This window comes from Micromonospora sp. KC721 (genome assembly GCF_004348355.1).
Lineage (GTDB): Bacteria > Actinomycetota > Actinomycetes > Mycobacteriales > Micromonosporaceae > Micromonospora.
In genome coordinates, this window is sequence record NZ_SMJY01000008.1 from 1 (window position 1) to 15,923 (window position 15,923).

A 15,923-nucleotide genomic window follows, 5' to 3' on the forward strand; every position below is an offset into this window, starting at 1 on the left:
GTGCCACGTACTCCTCCAGCACCACGTGGGCGTTGGTGCCACCGAGGCCGAACGCGCTCACCCCGGCGCGGCGTGGCCCCTCGGCGGCTTCCCACGGCGTGAGGGCGGTCGGGACGAACAGCGGCCCGGCGGTGAAGTCGAGCTTGGGGTTGGGGTTGACGAAGTTCGCCTGCGGCGGGAGCGTCCGGTTGCGCAGCACGGCCACGGCCTTGAGCAGTCCGATCACGCCGGATCCCTCGAACAGGTGCCCCACGTTCGCCTTGACCGTGCCCACCGCGCAGAAGTGCTCGTCCGAGGTGTGCCGGGCGAAGGCCAGCTTCATGCCCTCGTGCTCGATCGGGTCGCCGACCCGGGTGGCGGTGCCGTGCGCCTCGAGGTAGCCGAGGGTACGCGGATCGACTCCGGCGTTGTGCCACGCCGCGAGCAGCAGGTCCGCCTGTGCGTGCGCGCTCGGGCTGGTGACGCCGTCGGTGTGGCCGTCGTGGTTGACCGCGCTGCCCTTGATGACCGCGTAGATCTGGTCCCCGTCGGCCAGGGCCCGCTCCAACGTCTTGAGCACCACCGCGCCGGAACCCTCGCCGAATCCCGTCCCGTCGGCGGCCTCGTCGAAGGCGCGGGTGACCCCGTCGGACGATTCGATGCCGATGGCCGAGTGCGGGTGCTTGACGGGCGCGAAGACGATTCGCGCCCCGCCGACCACCGCCATGTCGCAGTCACCGGCGAGTAGGGCGTTCTTCGCCTGGTGCACCGCCACCAGCGTGGCCGAGCAGGCGGTGTCCACGACGAGGCTGGGGCCGCGCAGGTCGAGCAGGTGCGACAACCGGTTGGCCAGCATGGCCGGGATGTTGCCGGTGATCGCCTGCTGGTTGAGCGACGGATCGACCCGGGAGATGTAGTCGAGATAGGTCGATCCCGGGTTGGTGGCGAAGCCGACGAACACCCCGGTCCGGCTGCCGCGCAGCCGGTCGGCGGAGTATCCGGCGTCCTCCAGCGCCAGGAACATGGCACGCATGACCATCCGGTGATGCGGGTCGGTCAGGGCAGCCTGCCGGGGAGTCATGCCGAACGCCGCATAGTCGAAGGTGTCCACGGCGTCGAGGTAGCAACCGTGGTGATAGTCGAGGTCGGTGTCCTCCACCGGTTCCACGCTGGTGGCCCGCAGGTAGTGGATGTACTCGCTCAGCGTGTCCCTGCGGTGCTGCGGAAACGGCCGGGTGAGGCTGGTGCCGGTGCTGATGACCCGCCAGAATGCGTCCAGGCCGTCCACCCCTGGCAGCTCCACCGAGGTACCAACGATCGCGATGCTCATCGTGCGTCTATCCCTTCAGTGAATCCTGCTCACGAGCGCGCTCAGCGTGCTTCCGTTGACCTCGTCGAAGTGGGTGACTCCCGACGCGCGCAGCGTGGCGACGGCGCGGACCCACTCCACCGGTCTGGACACCTGGCGGGCCAGCAGGTCGGTCCCCTCGTCGGGCGGGAAGACCTCACCGGTCACGCTGGACACGACGGTGCCGTCTCCCGGGGCGAACTCAGAGCTCTCCAGCAGCGCGCGTAACGCCGACTCGACCGGCGTCATCAGCGGGGTGTGGAAGGGGCCGCTGACGTTGAGCGGGACCACCCGCGCGCCGGGCAGCGTGCCGATCGCCTTGGCCGCTACGGCGACCTCGACCCGGTCGCCCGCGATCGTGGTCTGCGTGTCGGCGTTGAAGTTGGCCACGTGGACGTTGGTCAGGCCGGTCTCCCGCAGCGCGCGCTGGACGAAGGCGGCCGGCACGCCCTGCACGGCGGACATGCCCCCGCCGGTGATGTCGGCCATCAGCTCACCCCGCCGCTTCACCAGCCGCAGGGCCGCCTCGAACCCGAGCACACCGGCGGCGACCAGGGCGTTGTACTCGCCCAGGCTGTGCCCGGCGAAGAACCGGTAGCCGTCGGGCTGTCCGGCGATCTGCCGCCGGCCGGCGAGCGCGTTGACCACGAACACGGCAGGTTGCGCATAGCGGGTGTCCCGCAGCTTCCGGTCCGGGTCCCGGGTACACAGCTCCTCAATGGAGTAACCGAGGATCTCATCCGCCAGGGCGGTGCTGTCCGGAAACTCGCTGAACAGCCCCGCTCCCATTCCCCTGCGCTGTACGCCCTGCCCCGGAAAGAGCAGACATCGCATGCTGACCTCCTAGCGCCCGTGGTGCGAAAAATTGGTGAACGGACTCGAAGCGCACTTGCCGGTCGCCGTCGCTCAGGCATTCCTTGGTAAACCGACGCGCCGCCGCCCCCGGCCCACAGTCCACGATCCGACCGATCGCCGCATCAGTTACCGCATGACGCGTCACGAGCCCCCACTCAATCGGGCGCAGCAACACCTGCTGAAGGAACTCGTCCACCAGGTCCGGCGATTCCTGCAGATTGCGCGGTCGATCGGTCGCGTACACCGGAAGTCTGAGCTGGTCGCCGCCCGGTAACCAACCGATGAACGGGCGATCGTCGTCGACCTGGTGTGCGGCCGGAGCGAGATGCGGGCTGTGGAACGGCACCGTGTTGGTCAGAAAGGTCCAGGTCACACCGGGCCGGTCGAAGGTGGTTTCGTGGCGGAGGTAGAAACCGAGGAGGTCGGCCGTCGGCCCGCTGAGCACATGCGCGCTCGGAGAGTTGGCCAGACCCACCGAGAGCGCCGGGCCGGCCGCGTTGAAATCCGCCACGAGGTCGCGCAGCCGGTCGCGGGGCAGCCCGGACAGCGCGGCCATCGGTCCGGGTCCCGCGCCGCGCCGCACCCTGGCGTTGTACCGACCCAGCAGGTCAGGGTCGATATCGGGTACGCCCGAGACCTGTTGGGCACGGGCCAGGCTCACCGCCACCAGCCGAAGACCGGAGGCCACGATGTCGAGAAACTCGTCCATCCGCCGCAGTCGCAGGCCGGCGACAATGGCGGCCAGCAGGCCGATGCTGTGGCCCAGTGACGCGACGACATCGTCCCCGCCGTACCGGGCGGGTTGCAGATGACAGGTCTGGTAGACGTAAACGCACAGGCCGGCGGCGACCGAGTTTCCCAGCACGCCGTCCGGGGTGGCAGTGCCCGGATCCAGCCACTGCCGCACTGCGAATCCGTCCGCGGACGGTTCCGTCACCGCCGATCGGTCGAGATGGGTCACCACCTCGTCGATTGTGTCGAAGACGACCTGGAAGAATGCAGCGTTCTCCGGACCCGAATACAGCCCACGCAGCGCCCGCAGGAGATTATCATTGGTGCCGCCAAGGCCGTCGAAGAGTAGCAGCGTACGCACAACCAACCTTTGTTGTCGGGCTATCACATTGACTGACCCGGGTGGGGTGAGGTTTATTGCATTCGGGCCCCTGGGCCTGCCCGACATCGGGCATCAGGCTAGCAGGGGGATCATGACGGTGACAATACCGAAAGGCGTCTTTCAATGTAAACAGCTGCGTGAGCGTGCGGTCGGAGTGAACGGTTTGGGTGTAATTTCTCCTATGTGGACCCCAATTGAGTAGTGGACACGAAAAATGTCGCCCAAGCCGCCGAGCTCTGGTTCAGGTTTCGTGATCACTTGAGTTGACCATGTGGCACGTCGATTGTGGAGGGTGCTGCGGTGTTGCTGCCGCACCTGGCGGCGGTTCGGTTGGATCGGATCTGGGTCAAGGTAGGTCGGGTTCGGATCGAGGCGGTCACGACGAGCGGCTGCGGGTGTGTCCTGGCTTTGGTGCGGGGGCGGGTCGGGTGCATAGCCGCTACCGGCGGCGGTTGGTCGATGCGGCGGGTTGGTGGTTGGGAGGTGCAGATATGGCGCAGGTGAAGGGTTTGACGGTGCGGCACGGGCAGCGGACGGTGCCGGTCGAACAGGTGATTGCGGGCCTGGTCGTTGAACTGGCACCTTGGTGGCAGGCTCGTCACCGGGACCGGCTCGCCGCGCGAGCATGTAGTCGCCACATCGGCGCTGGCGCGAAGCATCGGTTCGGCTTCGCCGACTGCTTGTTGGCCACGTTGGTGCATCTGCGTCATGGGTTGACCCATGACGTGGTGGCCGCGTGGGTCGGGGTGCACCGCTCGACGATCACGCGCAGCGTCGTTGAGGTGCGGCCGCTGCTGGCCGAGCGTGGCTGCCAGGTGAGCGACGGCGTCGGGTTGCGCACCATTGCCGACTGGCATACCTGGGCTATGGGTTCTCGGGCTTTGGTTTGGTTGGCGGTTGTCCGGGCCTGCGTGGTGGGCTTGTGCCTGGTGATCGCTTCCTCGCGTGGCCTCTTCCACGCGCGCGTAGCAGGTTGTCGATGATCACCCGAAGGCCGTCTTGGGCGGCGGGTGACAGTGGCGATGCTGGAAGTGGCGTGGACAGCAGCCCGCCGGAGATGCCGGTGGCGAGTCCCTTGCCGGCCGGTTTCGCCGCCGCACTTCGAAACCTTTGGAGGGTTTCGGGATCGAGCTTTCTGCGGAGGGTGGCGGTACCTTCGTCGACGTGGCTGACGCTGTTGTGATCCCTGGTGGGATGTTCGGACCGGCGGCCGGAATGCTGATGTACGTCGGCGACGTGGCTGAACGTCGCGGGGCCCGGGTGCATCGACACGTCTGTCGCAGGAGCCGCCGTCCGGGTTCGATGCCCAGTTGGAGGGGTGGGTGCGAGGCGAGATCTGGCAGCTTCCCGATGCGATGGTTGGGCGTCCGTTGCTGATCGGCAAATCCCTTGGCACGTTCGGCGCCGCGATTGCTGCACACGATCCTTGCCGGCGGTGTGGCTGACCCCGCTGCTGACCGCGCCATTGGTGGCAGCCGCGCTGAGGCAGGCCAGTGCACCGTTCCTGCTTGTGGGCGGCACGGCCGACAACTTCTGGGACGGCGAGCTGGCGCGGCGACTGACCCCGCATGTGTTGGAGGTCGAGGACGCCGACCACGGAATGTGCCTGCCGGGCTCGCTGACCGAGTCGATCGCGGTGCTGGCTCGGGTGGTGACGGCGGTTGAGGAGTTCCTCGATGCGATCGACTGGCCGAGGTAAGCCTGGACCGGGCGGCAACATACCGGCGGCACCACTGCACGTCCGTCACACGCTGTGACGCTCGATCGGCGGCAAATGAGTGCACTCGATCATATCCGCGCGGGATGCAATGATACCTGACCCTGCTGGCCGAAGGTCAGTCGTAAGCGGCGAAAGGTGTCATCGGATAGCTTCCTCAACAGCCGTTTGAGTCGTACGATTTGCGCTCGTGAGCGAAGCCCTGAACCCGGTTGGCGTGGTTTGCACGTCTTGTCGCAACGCAACCTCGTCTGTACCTGCTGGTTGGATCGGCGAGAATCGCAAGTCGTTTGAGGAGGCGCGCGCTTGTCATCATGCTGGACAGTTCACGGCTGCCGCACTGATGGTCCGGCGGACACTCGAGGCGGTCTGTATCGACAAGGGGGCCGCGACCGGCAGTCTTCAGGGCAAGCTGAACGACTTGAAGTCTAAAGGAATCATTGAGGGGAAGCTCACCGACTGGTCGCACGACCTTCGAGCTCTCGGGAATGAAGCTGCCCACGATACGACGATATTCATCAGCGCTGCCGATGCGCAGGACGCCCTTGAGTTGGCGGAAGAATTGCTAAATTATGTCTACGTCCTCAATGCCAAGTACAACGCATTTAAGGCGCGCCGCGCAGCCCCTGTCGCGCCCTCCACATATTGGAGTTCCGGCCAGGTCGAAGGGGCAGAACACCAGGGCCAAGCTGATCAAACGCCTCGGCTACGGTCGGGCAAACTTCGACCTGCTCCGCAAACGGATCCTGCTTAAGCGTGATAGATCGTCACAAGATCAGCGACAGATTCGCTGAATGTGCACAGCGTCGCGCAGAGGGACGGGCCATCGTCGTTCCGTTACAACGGCCCGTCATCGACCGTGTGGCGCATCTGCTTCTAGCCGATGGGCGCGAGTCGGCCAGATCGCTTACCTGTGCGCTGTAACGCATTTCGATTCGCAGGCAATAACCCCGTGCGGCGTCGATGATCAGCTCGCGACAATGGCCGGTGTGGAGGAGGTCACGGTCGTCGTCGCCCATAACGAGCGCGCGACCCTGCGCGTCGGCGACGTGTTCCTGAAGGTCGACGGCGATCAGGCGCGTATCGATGTCGAGGTCGAGGCGATGGGGCTGGCGCCTGTCCCGACCCCCGAGGTCCTGTGGCGCAAGCCGCCCGTCCTCGCGATCGCCGCCGTCTGCGGCCAGGCGCTCGGCCGTCTCGGGGAGCCGTCGCCCGCGTCGCCAGCGGCATGGGCCGCAGTGGGTGCTGTGATCCGGAAGCTGCACGACGCGCCACTGCCGCCGTGGGCCGGCAAGAAGCTCGTCGGGCTGGACGCGCAGCTCGAACGCGAATGCGCCTGGCTCGTCGACAGCGGCGTCCTGCCGGCCGACCTGGTCGACCGCAACCGCGAGATAGCCGAGGCCGCGATTCGGCCGTGGACGCCGGTGTTCATGCACGGCGACCTGCAGGTCACCCACATCTTCACCGACGGCGACGAGGTCACCGGCGTGATCGACTGGTCCGAGGCGGCGCCCGGCGATGCGCTGTTCGACCTGGCCACCCTGACCCTCGGGCACGAGGAATGTGTCGGCGATCTCCTCGCCGGTTACGGCACCGACGTCGACCGGGAGGTGATCCGCGCCTGGTGGTCGTTGCGCAGCCTGCTGGCGTCCCGCTGGCTGATCGAACACGGCTTCGACCCGTTCTTGCCAGGCTGCGAGTTCGACGTACTGAGATCGCGGATGTGAGGTCGCACGAGCCCGACGGCCGCGAGCGGTGACAGGGCGCGGCTGGACATGCCGATGTCACCGATCGCCGCGAAAGCGCAGCTATCGTGGCTCACGACCGGTGGGCGCCATCGCCAACGTCGTACGCGACACCAAGCGCGGGCATCCGGATCCGTCGCAGACGGAGCGCCGCCTCCGTGCAGAGGTGTGTGGTGAGTTGAAGGCTCGCTCATCGCGGAAGCGCGACGACGGAACCCTCCGTGAACCATTTGTGGGCGCGGCCGTTGACGCGGCATCCTGTGCAGGTGCCAATCCAGCTTCCGACATCATCGCTTCGGTGACCACGACACGGCAGCAGGTGCTCGGCAGATTAGCGGGCCGGATCCTCGCGCTGCGACTGGATCACCCGACACGTGTGGGGATCGACGGCCACTCCGCGGCTGGCAAGACAACCCTGGCCGACGAGCTGGCCGCCATCCTGGGCGGGAAAACGGCGCGGCCCGTGCTCCGGGTCACGATCGATCACTTCAAACGGCGTGTCGACCTGCGTACGCGGTATCCGGCCGGCTCGCCGGAGAGCTACTACTTTGAGATGTTCGACGTCGACGCCATCCGCGACGAGCTGCTGGCACCGCTGGGTCCGGGCGGCGACCGGCGCTACCGCACTCAGATCATGGACGTCAGCGGTCGTACGCCCATCGACTCCGGCGTCCACGTTGCCCCGCACGACGCGATCCTGGTAACGGACGGCGGGTTCCTGCAGAAGCCGGCTCTGTCACGACATTGGGATCTGCTGATCTACCTCCACATCGAGGTGGCAGACGTGCTACACCGCGGCACGATCCGCGATCAGGCGTGGATGGCCTCGGCGGAGGCCGCGGCTGAGCGGTACCGCACGTACTACATCCCCGGCGAGGAGCTTTACCTGGCCGAGATTCGCCCAGCCGAACGAGCCGACATCGTCATCGACAACCGCAACTTCGAGGCACCCCGCATCATGCGGGATCTTCCCAACCAAGCTATTAAACACTGACCAAGATCGGCCAGCCGCTGGCGTCCACACCGCGCAGCAGCTGGCAGCGGTCGACCACGTGGTTGAGCAGATCGCCGCTCGGGCGGTCGCCTCCGGTTTCGCCGGTATCGCTGTTGGTGTGGCGCGGGTCCGTGAGACGACCGGTCAGGCTCGTGCGCGACTGACGTCGGTAGGTCAGGTCACGATGGGCGGGACTACGTGGTCGAGCACCTCGGCGGCCCCGGCGGGTGTGCGATCGTCGACGACACCGGGTTCCTGAAGAAGGGCAGGCGGTCGGCCGGGTGCAGCTGCAGTACTAAGAGCCTGGTAAATAAGGGGTTCAGGTGGGTTGGTGGCGGGCGAGGCGGCGGGTCATGACGATGATCATGGTCCATTGGTGGGTGCGTTACGTCGACACGCTGCGACTGGGGCAACAGGACGGACGCCAACCCCGCCGACAATACCGGTTCGTTCCCGGTCAGGCGGTCGACGCGGCCTGAGCAGCAACCGGCGCCTGCCCGGGGACCGGATGGTGTCCCGCGGGCGGGTTAGTCCGGCGGCCAGGCGGTCAGGACGGCGTCGAGGGCGTCCAGGGACCTCCGCCAGGAGTCGTCCGCTGTGCGCGGGTGATGGCGGAACCCGCCGGCCCTCTCCAGGCTGACGTAGCCGTGCAGGGTGCTGTGCAGGAAGCGCACCGCGTCCGTCTGGGCGGGTTCGGCCAGCGCATAGCCCCGGAGGATCGCCCGGGTCAGCTCGGCGTGTCGGCGTGCCGCGCTGCCGGCGGGTGACTCCGGGTCGATCTCGATCTGGGCGGCGGCGTACCGACCCGGGTGGGCCTTGGCGTAGTCGCGGTAGGCGTTTGCGAAGGCCACCAGCGCGTCCTTGCCGGCGCGACCGGCCAGGGCCTCCGCCACCCGGTCGGCCAGTTCGGTCAGCGCCAGCGCCGCCAGCCTCATCCGCAGGTCCTGCACGTTGCGGACGTGCGAGTAGAGGCTCGCGTCCCGTACGTCCAGGCGGCGGGCGAGCGCCGAAACGGTCAGCTGGTCGAATCCCACCTCGTCCGTCAGGTCCGCCGCAGCGTTGACCAGGCGTTCGACGGTCACTCTTGTGCGTGCCACGTTACCCTCCTGCCTAGGAGCTCTAGGCTAACGCATATTGGATGGCACTTCTAGCCTGGGTGAGATAGCTTCGAGGCATGGTTCCCCTGACCGAGCACGACATCCGCGCGTCATTCGTCAACTGCACCAAGGGTGAGACGAAGCGCCTTGCCCTGCCCCGGGACCTGACCGAACGACCCTGGGCCGACCTGGACTTTCTCGGCTGGCGGGACCCCGCCGCACCCCAGCGGGCCTACCTGGTGGTCGAGTCCGACCAGGGGGCGGTGGGGGTGGCGCTGCGACTGGCGGCACCGTCCGCCGGACGGGCCCGGCGCAGCATGTGCTCGTTGTGCCTGACCAACCATTCCGGTGACGGGGTATCGCTGATGACCGCCCGCAAGGCTGGGCGGGCCGGACAGCAGGGCAACTCGGTGGGCGTCTACATCTGCACCGACCTTGCCTGCTCGCTCTACCTGCGGGGCCGCAAACAGACCGGGCTCGGCGGTCGACTCCACGAGTCGATCACTCTGGCCGAGAAGATCGACCGGACCCGGGCCAACCTGGTTGGCTTTCTGGACAAGGTGGTCGCGGGCTGACGGTGGGTGGAGATCAGGCCGACGAGCAGCCGCCGTCGCCGGCAACGATCCGCGAGCTGGCCGAGTGAGGGTCGGTCAATCCCCGGCGACGGGGTCGAGGCGTGCCCGTCGGCCACGACGATTCCACGATCCGTCAGCGTGACCGCGCCGGCCCGAGCGAGCCGGGCCAGGCCCCTAGTTCACCGTGACGCGACTGAGGCCGAGTACGCGAGTCAGCTGCTCCTGCCAACCGCGCCAGGCGACTCGCCAGCTGCTCCTGCTGCTCCTGCCGGAGCCGTAGTTTCTGGGCAGCGCGGGCCTGCTCCTGCCGCTGCTGCTCCTCGGCTTCTCACCGCTGCCGGGCCTGTTCGGCTTCGATCGCCCACTGCCGCTGCTGCTCCTCCCCGCGGGGGGCATCTTCCGCCGTTCTGATCTTGCGTTGCCATTCCTTCTCCTGGCGCCGGGCTTCGGCTTCAGCCTGGCGCCGTTGCTCGGCCCGGCGTTGTTCGTTCTCCTGTTGCCGCTTGCGCTCGTCCTGGCGCTGCCGTATCACCTCGTGCCGGGTTTCAGCGTGGTGCGGCGTAGGCGTCCAGACGAGGTGCCGCCGGCGATAGCAGTCGTTGGCGCCGAACCAAACCATCCGCTACCGCGGGCGGACGTTGTGGACGATCGTCTGTCTGCGCGGCGTCCAGCGAACGAAGGCGGCCCGATTCAGGTCGCTGACGGCGATCCACGTCCTGGTCGAAGTGGAACGCGGCGGACCCGCGAGTCATCCAGACCCGGGTACCCGGCTGATGGCTGCTGTCTGCAGTTCTGGTGCGGCATCTCTGGGCAACGGCTCGATTGCGGGGCGCTCACAGTCGGCCGGACATGGGCCAGTTTCTCCAATCTGTATTCGGTGGCAGCGTTGGCCGATAGAGAGCTGCGTCGGCGGTAGCGAGCACTTGTGCAATCTGTTGGTACGCCTCGATGTCGCTCGGCCCCACCAGTATCAATCGTCCCGCCTCCTGGGAGGTGTGATGGTAGGGAGAGAGCGGGATGAGGACCTCATGGTGCCAGTCTTCCAACCGCAGCACCTCGGGCAGATCGGCGGGGATGAGCTGTCGCAGCTCCGACTCATCGGCCAGCAGCAGCTCCCGGTGCTGGGGCACCAGCATCCGGAAGAGTTCCTCCGGTTCGATGTGCGGTGGCGCGTCGAGGTGGATCTGTTGGCCGCGGATCACGAGCGGTACCTGCCGGAACAGCCAAGGCCACTCCGCATCCTCGTCGAACAACTCGGCCATATTGTCGACCCGGCCGAGGTGACGGTCACGGATGGCCGGCGATTCGCCGACGACACAGTTCCCGACCGGATGCAGTACATCGACGACGTTGCCGGCACGCGGATCATAGCCGACCGTCTCCATGAGGAGTGCCCATCGGGCGGCGTCACTGTAGGCGTGCAGCCGGGCGGTCACCAGGTAGCGGTACGGATGCTCCAGTTGCCCGAATCGATCCGTTGCGGCGGCTCGGTCGAGTTCGGCGAGGATGTGCTCACTGTTCACCCTTCTACCCTACGGGCCGCTGGCGCTCGGTCCCGGGGATGTGAATCCGTCCAACCTGAACCACAGTTTGAGACCCACCCTACAGATCACCGAACCGCGTCCTCGCTGAGAACCGGACGGCGAATACGGATACATTTGGTCTGAGGAGCCAGCTACGGCGCTGGTACCGAGATCGGTGACCACGTCGCCCCGCCGTTCAGCGACGTCGAGTAGGACCCGTCGCCCCTCTGGGCCGTGATTATCCCGCTGCGTTCGATGAAGTTGGAGACATTGGGCCCGGCCTCCAGTCTCGTAAAGGTGCGACCCCGATCGGCGCTGATCATCGGACCGTTGAGCTCCGTGCCGATCAGCAGCCGTCCATCCGGCCCGACGATCGCGCCCAGGATCGAGGCGGGTTGCCCTTCGCCGTCTCGGACTTGGGCCCACGTTCGGCCCGCGTCCGTGCTGGCGTACATGGGCCCGAAGCCGTTCTTGGCGTCCGTGCGCTGGACGGAGAACATCGCGTACCGGAGGCTGCCGGGTCCCACCAGCAGCCTGGGCGCGGACAGCAGTTTGTCCGGCTTGGGGAATCGTGACACCGACCAGGTACGGCCACCGTCGCGGGTAGTGGCCAGAGCGGGGACATCGCCCCGGGCGATGCCGGAGATCCATCGGGTGCCGTCAGGGGCGATCGTGGACTCCGACGAGCCGTGGATCTGTTCCAGCGGCACGTTGGGCATCTTCAAGCGCATGCCGGTGTCCGGGTCGATCACCGTCAGTTCGCGGCTGTCGCAGTTCGTATCGCCACAACGAGTGTGTAGACGCCCGGCGGCTGGGATCTCGGCGACGTTTCGCGCAACGGAGTCCGGTGCCGAACGCCACGTACGGCCGGCGTCGATGCTCACCCACCACTTTCCGCGGTCTTCGATCACGACGGTATCTGTGGTGACGGCGTGCAGGTCGGCGCTATAGCCCTCGGGCGGTGCAACCTTCGCCAACGGAAGCTCCCGATGCTGATAGCTTCGACCACCGTCGATGCTGACGGCCAGTCCGTACGAGCAAAACTGCTTACCGTCGGGGCATGTCGCGGTCAGCGCGAACCCGTGGTCGCGGTCGACGAATTCGACGAATAGGGCATCGAATCGCGTCCCGTTCACCTCGCCGGCGTCCACTTCGGTAACGGCATTGTCGACGTACGTCGCGTCCGCTGCCACCGCGGCGCTAACCCGGCTGACCTTCTCGTCAGATGCCGCGTGTCTAACCGAAACGCCAATCGCCGCCAACAACGCCGCCGCGATGAAGGCGCTACCAGCTCGGCGGCGCCACCTATCTGCGGTCTGCGGCCACCGGTCAGACGATAGCCCGTCATGGGGCGGGTTGGCCTCGCTCCAAACGATCAGCTCGCGGTGCGGCGTGGCGGGCATACGCCATCTCCTTTCGGTAGGTGTATGAATGATCGACACCGCCGGGACGAGACAGGTTCCAAATTAGAGGATGCCTGATTCACGTACCTGGTCGGTTATGTGGTTTTAGTCGTCCCGCCGGGTTGGGGTGGTTTCGGGTGGTGAGGCGTTTGGTGAGGTTGTCGATCGTGGCGAGGGTGATCATGCTGGCGGAGTTGTCGGGTCGGGCTTCGTAGTCGCGCACGAGTCGCCGCTGGTGCATGAGTCAGCCGAGGGTGCGTTCGACGACCCAGCGGCGTTTGACGACGCTGAAGCCTTTGACCTGTGGGTCTTTGGTGACGGTCTCGACGTCGACGCTGAGTTGGGCGCCGTGTTTCGACGACGCGGTTTTGGAGCCGCGTCGACCCAGGTTTTGGTCTCCGTGGGGTGGGTGGTGGTGCCTGGTGGCGACTAGTCGAACGTGTCGATGCGGCGGCCTGACCGAGGACCGTCTACGACGTCTACGGCACCGCGTCCACGCCTGCCCAGAGCTGGCCGGCATCCTCGCTGACCACCTCGGGCCGACCTTGTTCGCTGCCAGCCTTGGGTGGCGGAGGGTTCCGAGACCGCGACGGTTTCGGGGCGACGCCGTCGGGCACAAGGGGTCGCGATGATGGCGGCGGCCCCGCAAGTGTTGCGGAGGCTATATCGCCCTCGACGGTTGACCCTGACGCAGCGTCAACCTTTCAGCATGGTTGACATGACTACGAGAACCAGTGCGATCGAGGTAACCGGACCCGGCAAGTCCTACAGCGCCGATCGTAAGAGGGCCGACGGAAGCCGTGGGACGATGCGGCAGTTCACGGTTCACCACGACGATGTCACGATCCCGATCTATCGCGGCGGACAGGGACGACCGCTGGTCCTGTGCCCCGGGCTAAACTCGACACACGCGGATCTGCATGAGCTGATTGAGCTGCTGCAGCGCGACTACGACGTGGTGACCTTCGACCTGCGGGGCCACGGCCTCGCCTCGGCCGCCGACCGGTACTCCTTCAAGGCGTTTCTCAGCGATCTCGTCGCCGTGATGGCGGAACTGGGACACCTCGACCTGCCCGCGGCACCCGTGCTTGTGGGGTACTCGCTCGGTGCGGACCTGGCCGTGCACTATGCCTCCGAGCACCCAGGCACCGTCGCCGAGCTTGTTCTCATCGACGGGGCAAACCCGGTGCCTGAACCATTCATTACCGAGGCCCTCGCGCCGCAGTTCCGCGCAATGTGGGAAGACCTGACGATGCAGCAGGAGGCCGTGCGGGGCACCGCGCGTCAGGTGCTGCTCACTGCCGAGGAGATTCTCGACCTGAACATCGAAATCGATGCGGTGCGGTCGGGGATCCTTGATCGGTACAGAAAGATCGACCAGCCGATCAGCATGATCATGTCGACCTCGATGGCCGGTGACAGCGGCGAAGTGCATGCGCTGAGGCTCAATCAGAACTGGCGGGCCGGCGTCGAGCGGCTTGTCCGCGAGCAGCCGCAGATCACCGCGTCCTGGCTCGATGCCGACCACCGGCTGGTCTTCACTCGCGCCCCGGAAATTGCCCGAATCATCCGGAGTGCACACAGCGCAGCGGGCGAGGCCGACTCGATGAACACGCCGTAGGAGACTGGTGCGATGCTGACCATCGGTGAGCTGGCGTCGTACGCCGGAGTGACGGTACGCGCTGTGCGGCACTATCACGCCAAGGGATTGCTGCCAGAGCCCGAACGGGACCACTCCGGCTACCGCAGGTACGACGCCGGCGCCGTGGTCGAGCTGATCAAAATCCGGATCCTCGCTGAGGCCGGGGTCCCACTGGCGCGGGTGCGGGAGCTGCTACAGGCGGACGAGGTGGAGTTCGCCGCAGCGGTTGGCGATATCGACAGCCGGCTGCGGGCCGAGATCCGGCAGCGGCAGCGGCACCGGGCGCAGATTGCCCGGCTCGCCGTTGGGGACAACCTGGCGCTGCCCCCGGCGGTGGTCGAGTATCTCGACCGATTGCGGGCGTTCGGGGTCGACGAGCGGATCGTCCAAGCCGAACGCGACGGCTGGATCCTGCTGGCCGCGCACTCACCCGAGCGGGTCCCCGAGTGGATAGCACGAAAGCGGGAGCAGATCGCCGACCCGCAGCTCACGGACTTCTTTCTCAGCCTGAGTCAGGCTCTCGACCGGACCGCCGACGACCCGCCGTTGGTCGAGCTAGCCGAAAAACTAGCCGCCTACCTCACGCGGCTGGCGGAAGAAGAGGGCGAGGACTACGTTGACGACACCGACATCGAGCCACCGCTGGTCAAGCTGATGGACGAACTGGCGTTCGACACTGTGCCGGGGGCCCGTCGGCTGATCGAGTTGCTGCGGAAACGAGGTTGGACCGGATGGACCAAGCTTGAGCGCGTGAACCGAGCACGGGGTGCCGCCGAGACACCCCATGAAGCCCGTGCGGTGGAGCGGTCCCAGATCCGGATGCGCGCTTAACCCCACGCCGGAACCGTCCACAACTCTTGACAATTCCTCCGACGTGGTGGGTGCGATCCTGCAGCCGTGGTGGTCGCGGGCGAGGCCGGTGAACTGGTAGTTCAGGTCGGTGAAGATGCCTTCGGTGCTTTAGGCGGCGAAGGAGCCGTAGACGGTGCGGTACGGCGGGAAGTCGTGGGGCAGGTAGCGCCAGGCGATGCCGGTGCCGGTTGACGTACAGGATGGCGTCGAAGATCTCGCGCAGGTCGTGGGTGGGGGCGCGGCCACTGACGCGGCCCAAGAAGGTGGACACGCGGCCCGCAGAACGAGCTGATTGGCCCCCATGACACTGGGAGCTGAAGCGGGAGAGGTAGTCATAGATCACCGCGTCATCAGCCGCAATCAACGCCAGCGCACCCGGAGCGGCATGAGGGTGCACTCCGACGCGACCTCGGACGAGGGGGTGGGAGTCAGTGCGGTTGCGTTGGTGGTTGCTCGCTGGTCCAGCTTTGCTTCAGGTGGTCGATGAGGTCGAGGAAGACAGAGAAGGCGTGGTCGACGCGTTCGCGGTCGTTGGTGGCTAGGAGATCGAGTTGCAGGCCGCGTGCCTGGGCCACGATCATCGATGCGATCAAGGGCGCTTGCTCGCCGGGGCATCCTTCCGCCAAGACCAGCCGCTGCATGAGCCCAAGCGCGTCGTGCATTGCTTGCTGAAGGAAACGCTCGTAGCGCTCCGGCTCTCGTGTGGCCTGAGCGAAGACCTCGAACAACAAGCGATAGACCGGCAGGCGGTCCGCGGTCGTCGTCCGCCGCCACCACGAGCCGAGGTCGGCCAGGCTGCCGGATGAGTCGGCTAGGCCGGCCGCGTCGGCCAACCGCTGGCGAAGCACATCGGTCACCTCGATGAGGAGGGCCTCCTTTGTGCCGAAGTGGTGCAGCAGAGTCCCGTGGCTGACCCCTACTGCCTCGGCCAACGGCCGCATCGCCAGATCCGCTAACCCGTGCGCGAGAACGTAGTTGACCACGGCATCGAGTAGTTCGGGCCGTCGGTGCTGGTAACGCAGACGCCGACCGTCTACGTGCTGCGCGCTCATTCGTCTCAGGGTACCCACCCCCAAAGT

General features: G+C 66.6%; 15 protein-coding genes and 3 pseudogenes. 9 read left to right on the forward strand and 9 right to left on the reverse strand.

Going from position 1 to position 15,923, the window contains the following annotated elements; all coding sequences use genetic code 11:
- The 3 genes from E1182_RS02705 to E1182_RS02715 all read right to left on the reverse strand — a co-directional run.
- On the reverse strand, positions 1 to 1,309 hold a 1,309-nt coding region (locus E1182_RS02705; RefSeq protein WP_132261022.1), incomplete at its 3' end, for a polyketide synthase.
- A gap of 15 nt (positions 1,310 to 1,324) precedes the next feature.
- Entirely contained in the window at positions 1,325 to 2,116 is a 792-nt protein-coding gene (locus tag E1182_RS02710; protein ID WP_165942485.1) for an ACP S-malonyltransferase, read from the reverse strand.
- On the reverse strand, positions 2,064 to 3,275 hold the full coding sequence (locus E1182_RS02715; RefSeq protein WP_132261024.1) for an ACP S-malonyltransferase: 1,212 nt from the start codon (positions 3,273 to 3,275) through the stop codon (positions 2,064 to 2,066). The genes E1182_RS02710 and E1182_RS02715 overlap by 53 nt, the downstream gene beginning before the upstream one ends.
- A 512-nt stretch (positions 3,276 to 3,787) precedes the next feature.
- On the opposite strand from E1182_RS02715, the gene E1182_RS02720 reads away from it, so the two are divergent.
- The 6 genes and pseudogenes from E1182_RS02720 (at position 3,788) to E1182_RS02740 (ending at position 7,752) form a co-directional block, all read left to right on the forward strand.
- Positions 3,788 to 4,279 carry a transposase family protein gene (locus tag E1182_RS02720; protein ID WP_243705990.1) on the forward strand — a complete coding sequence of 164 codons (492 nt, stop codon included), beginning with the start codon at positions 3,788 to 3,790 and terminating at the stop codon, positions 4,277 to 4,279.
- A 452-nt stretch (positions 4,280 to 4,731) separates the two neighbouring features.
- Positions 4,732 to 4,995, forward strand: coding sequence for a hypothetical protein (locus E1182_RS31895; RefSeq protein WP_243705991.1), 264 nt, complete (start codon positions 4,732 to 4,734; stop codon positions 4,993 to 4,995).
- Positions 4,996 to 5,230: 235 nt separating this feature from the next.
- A pseudogene (locus E1182_RS32655) lies at positions 5,231 to 5,557 on the forward strand (DUF4145 domain-containing protein); the annotation flags it as partial.
- A 93-nt stretch (positions 5,558 to 5,650) separates the two neighbouring features.
- Positions 5,651 to 5,807 (forward strand): annotated as a pseudogene (locus E1182_RS31905) (transposase); the annotation flags it as partial.
- Between the two features lie 186 nt (positions 5,808 to 5,993).
- Positions 5,994 to 6,740 carry a phosphotransferase family protein gene (locus E1182_RS02735; protein WP_207921236.1) on the forward strand — a complete coding sequence of 249 codons (747 nt, stop codon included), beginning with the start codon at positions 5,994 to 5,996 and terminating at the stop codon, positions 6,738 to 6,740.
- 100 nt (positions 6,741 to 6,840) lie between these two features.
- Positions 6,841 to 7,752 (forward strand): uridine kinase, encoded by a 912-nt coding sequence (locus tag E1182_RS02740; RefSeq protein WP_132261027.1) that lies wholly within the window; start codon positions 6,841 to 6,843, stop codon positions 7,750 to 7,752.
- A gap of 527 nt (positions 7,753 to 8,279) precedes the next feature.
- Here E1182_RS02740 and E1182_RS02750 read toward each other — a convergent pair.
- Positions 8,280 to 8,849 carry a TetR/AcrR family transcriptional regulator gene (locus E1182_RS02750; protein WP_132261028.1) on the reverse strand — a complete coding sequence of 190 codons (570 nt, stop codon included), beginning with the start codon at positions 8,847 to 8,849 and terminating at the stop codon, positions 8,280 to 8,282.
- Positions 8,850 to 8,926: 77 nt separating this feature from the next.
- Here E1182_RS02750 and E1182_RS02755 point away from each other — a divergent pair, with 77 nt between their 5' ends.
- Complete coding sequence (locus E1182_RS02755) at positions 8,927 to 9,424, forward strand: FBP domain-containing protein (protein WP_132261029.1); 498 nt, start codon at positions 8,927 to 8,929, stop codon at positions 9,422 to 9,424.
- A gap of 328 nt (positions 9,425 to 9,752) precedes the next feature.
- Here E1182_RS02755 and E1182_RS02760 read toward each other — a convergent pair whose 3' ends face one another.
- The 3 genes from E1182_RS02760 to E1182_RS02770 form a co-directional block, all read right to left on the reverse strand.
- Positions 9,753 to 10,043 carry a hypothetical protein gene (locus tag E1182_RS02760; RefSeq protein WP_132261030.1) on the reverse strand — a complete coding sequence of 97 codons (291 nt, stop codon included), beginning with the start codon at positions 10,041 to 10,043 and terminating at the stop codon, positions 9,753 to 9,755.
- Positions 10,044 to 10,257: 214 nt separating this feature from the next.
- Positions 10,258 to 10,947: a hypothetical protein gene (locus E1182_RS02765; protein WP_132261031.1), complete on the reverse strand. Its 690-nt coding sequence runs from the start codon at positions 10,945 to 10,947 to the stop codon at positions 10,258 to 10,260.
- A 152-nt stretch (positions 10,948 to 11,099) separates the two neighbouring features.
- The gene (locus E1182_RS02770) at positions 11,100 to 12,350 is read right to left on the reverse strand and encodes a hypothetical protein (RefSeq protein ID WP_132261032.1); all 1,251 of its coding nucleotides are present in this window, start codon (positions 12,348 to 12,350) and stop codon (positions 11,100 to 11,102) included.
- Positions 12,351 to 13,068: 718 nt separating this feature from the next.
- Here E1182_RS02770 and E1182_RS02780 point away from each other — a divergent pair.
- Both E1182_RS02780 and E1182_RS02785 read left to right on the forward strand, forming a co-directional pair.
- Entirely contained in the window at positions 13,069 to 13,971 is a 903-nt protein-coding gene (locus E1182_RS02780) for an alpha/beta fold hydrolase (protein ID WP_207921237.1), read from the forward strand.
- A gap of 12 nt (positions 13,972 to 13,983) precedes the next feature.
- On the forward strand, positions 13,984 to 14,823 hold the full coding sequence (locus tag E1182_RS02785; RefSeq protein WP_132261033.1) for a MerR family transcriptional regulator: 840 nt from the start codon (positions 13,984 to 13,986) through the stop codon (positions 14,821 to 14,823).
- A gap of 39 nt (positions 14,824 to 14,862) precedes the next feature.
- Here the strand turns inward: E1182_RS02785 and E1182_RS32895 are convergent.
- Positions 14,863 to 15,094: pseudogene (locus tag E1182_RS32895) on the reverse strand (transposase); the annotation flags it as partial.
- A 178-nt stretch (positions 15,095 to 15,272) separates the two neighbouring features.
- Complete coding sequence (locus E1182_RS02795) at positions 15,273 to 15,896, reverse strand: TetR/AcrR family transcriptional regulator (protein WP_132261034.1); 624 nt, start codon at positions 15,894 to 15,896, stop codon at positions 15,273 to 15,275.
- Positions 15,897 to 15,923: the final 27 nt, after the last annotated feature.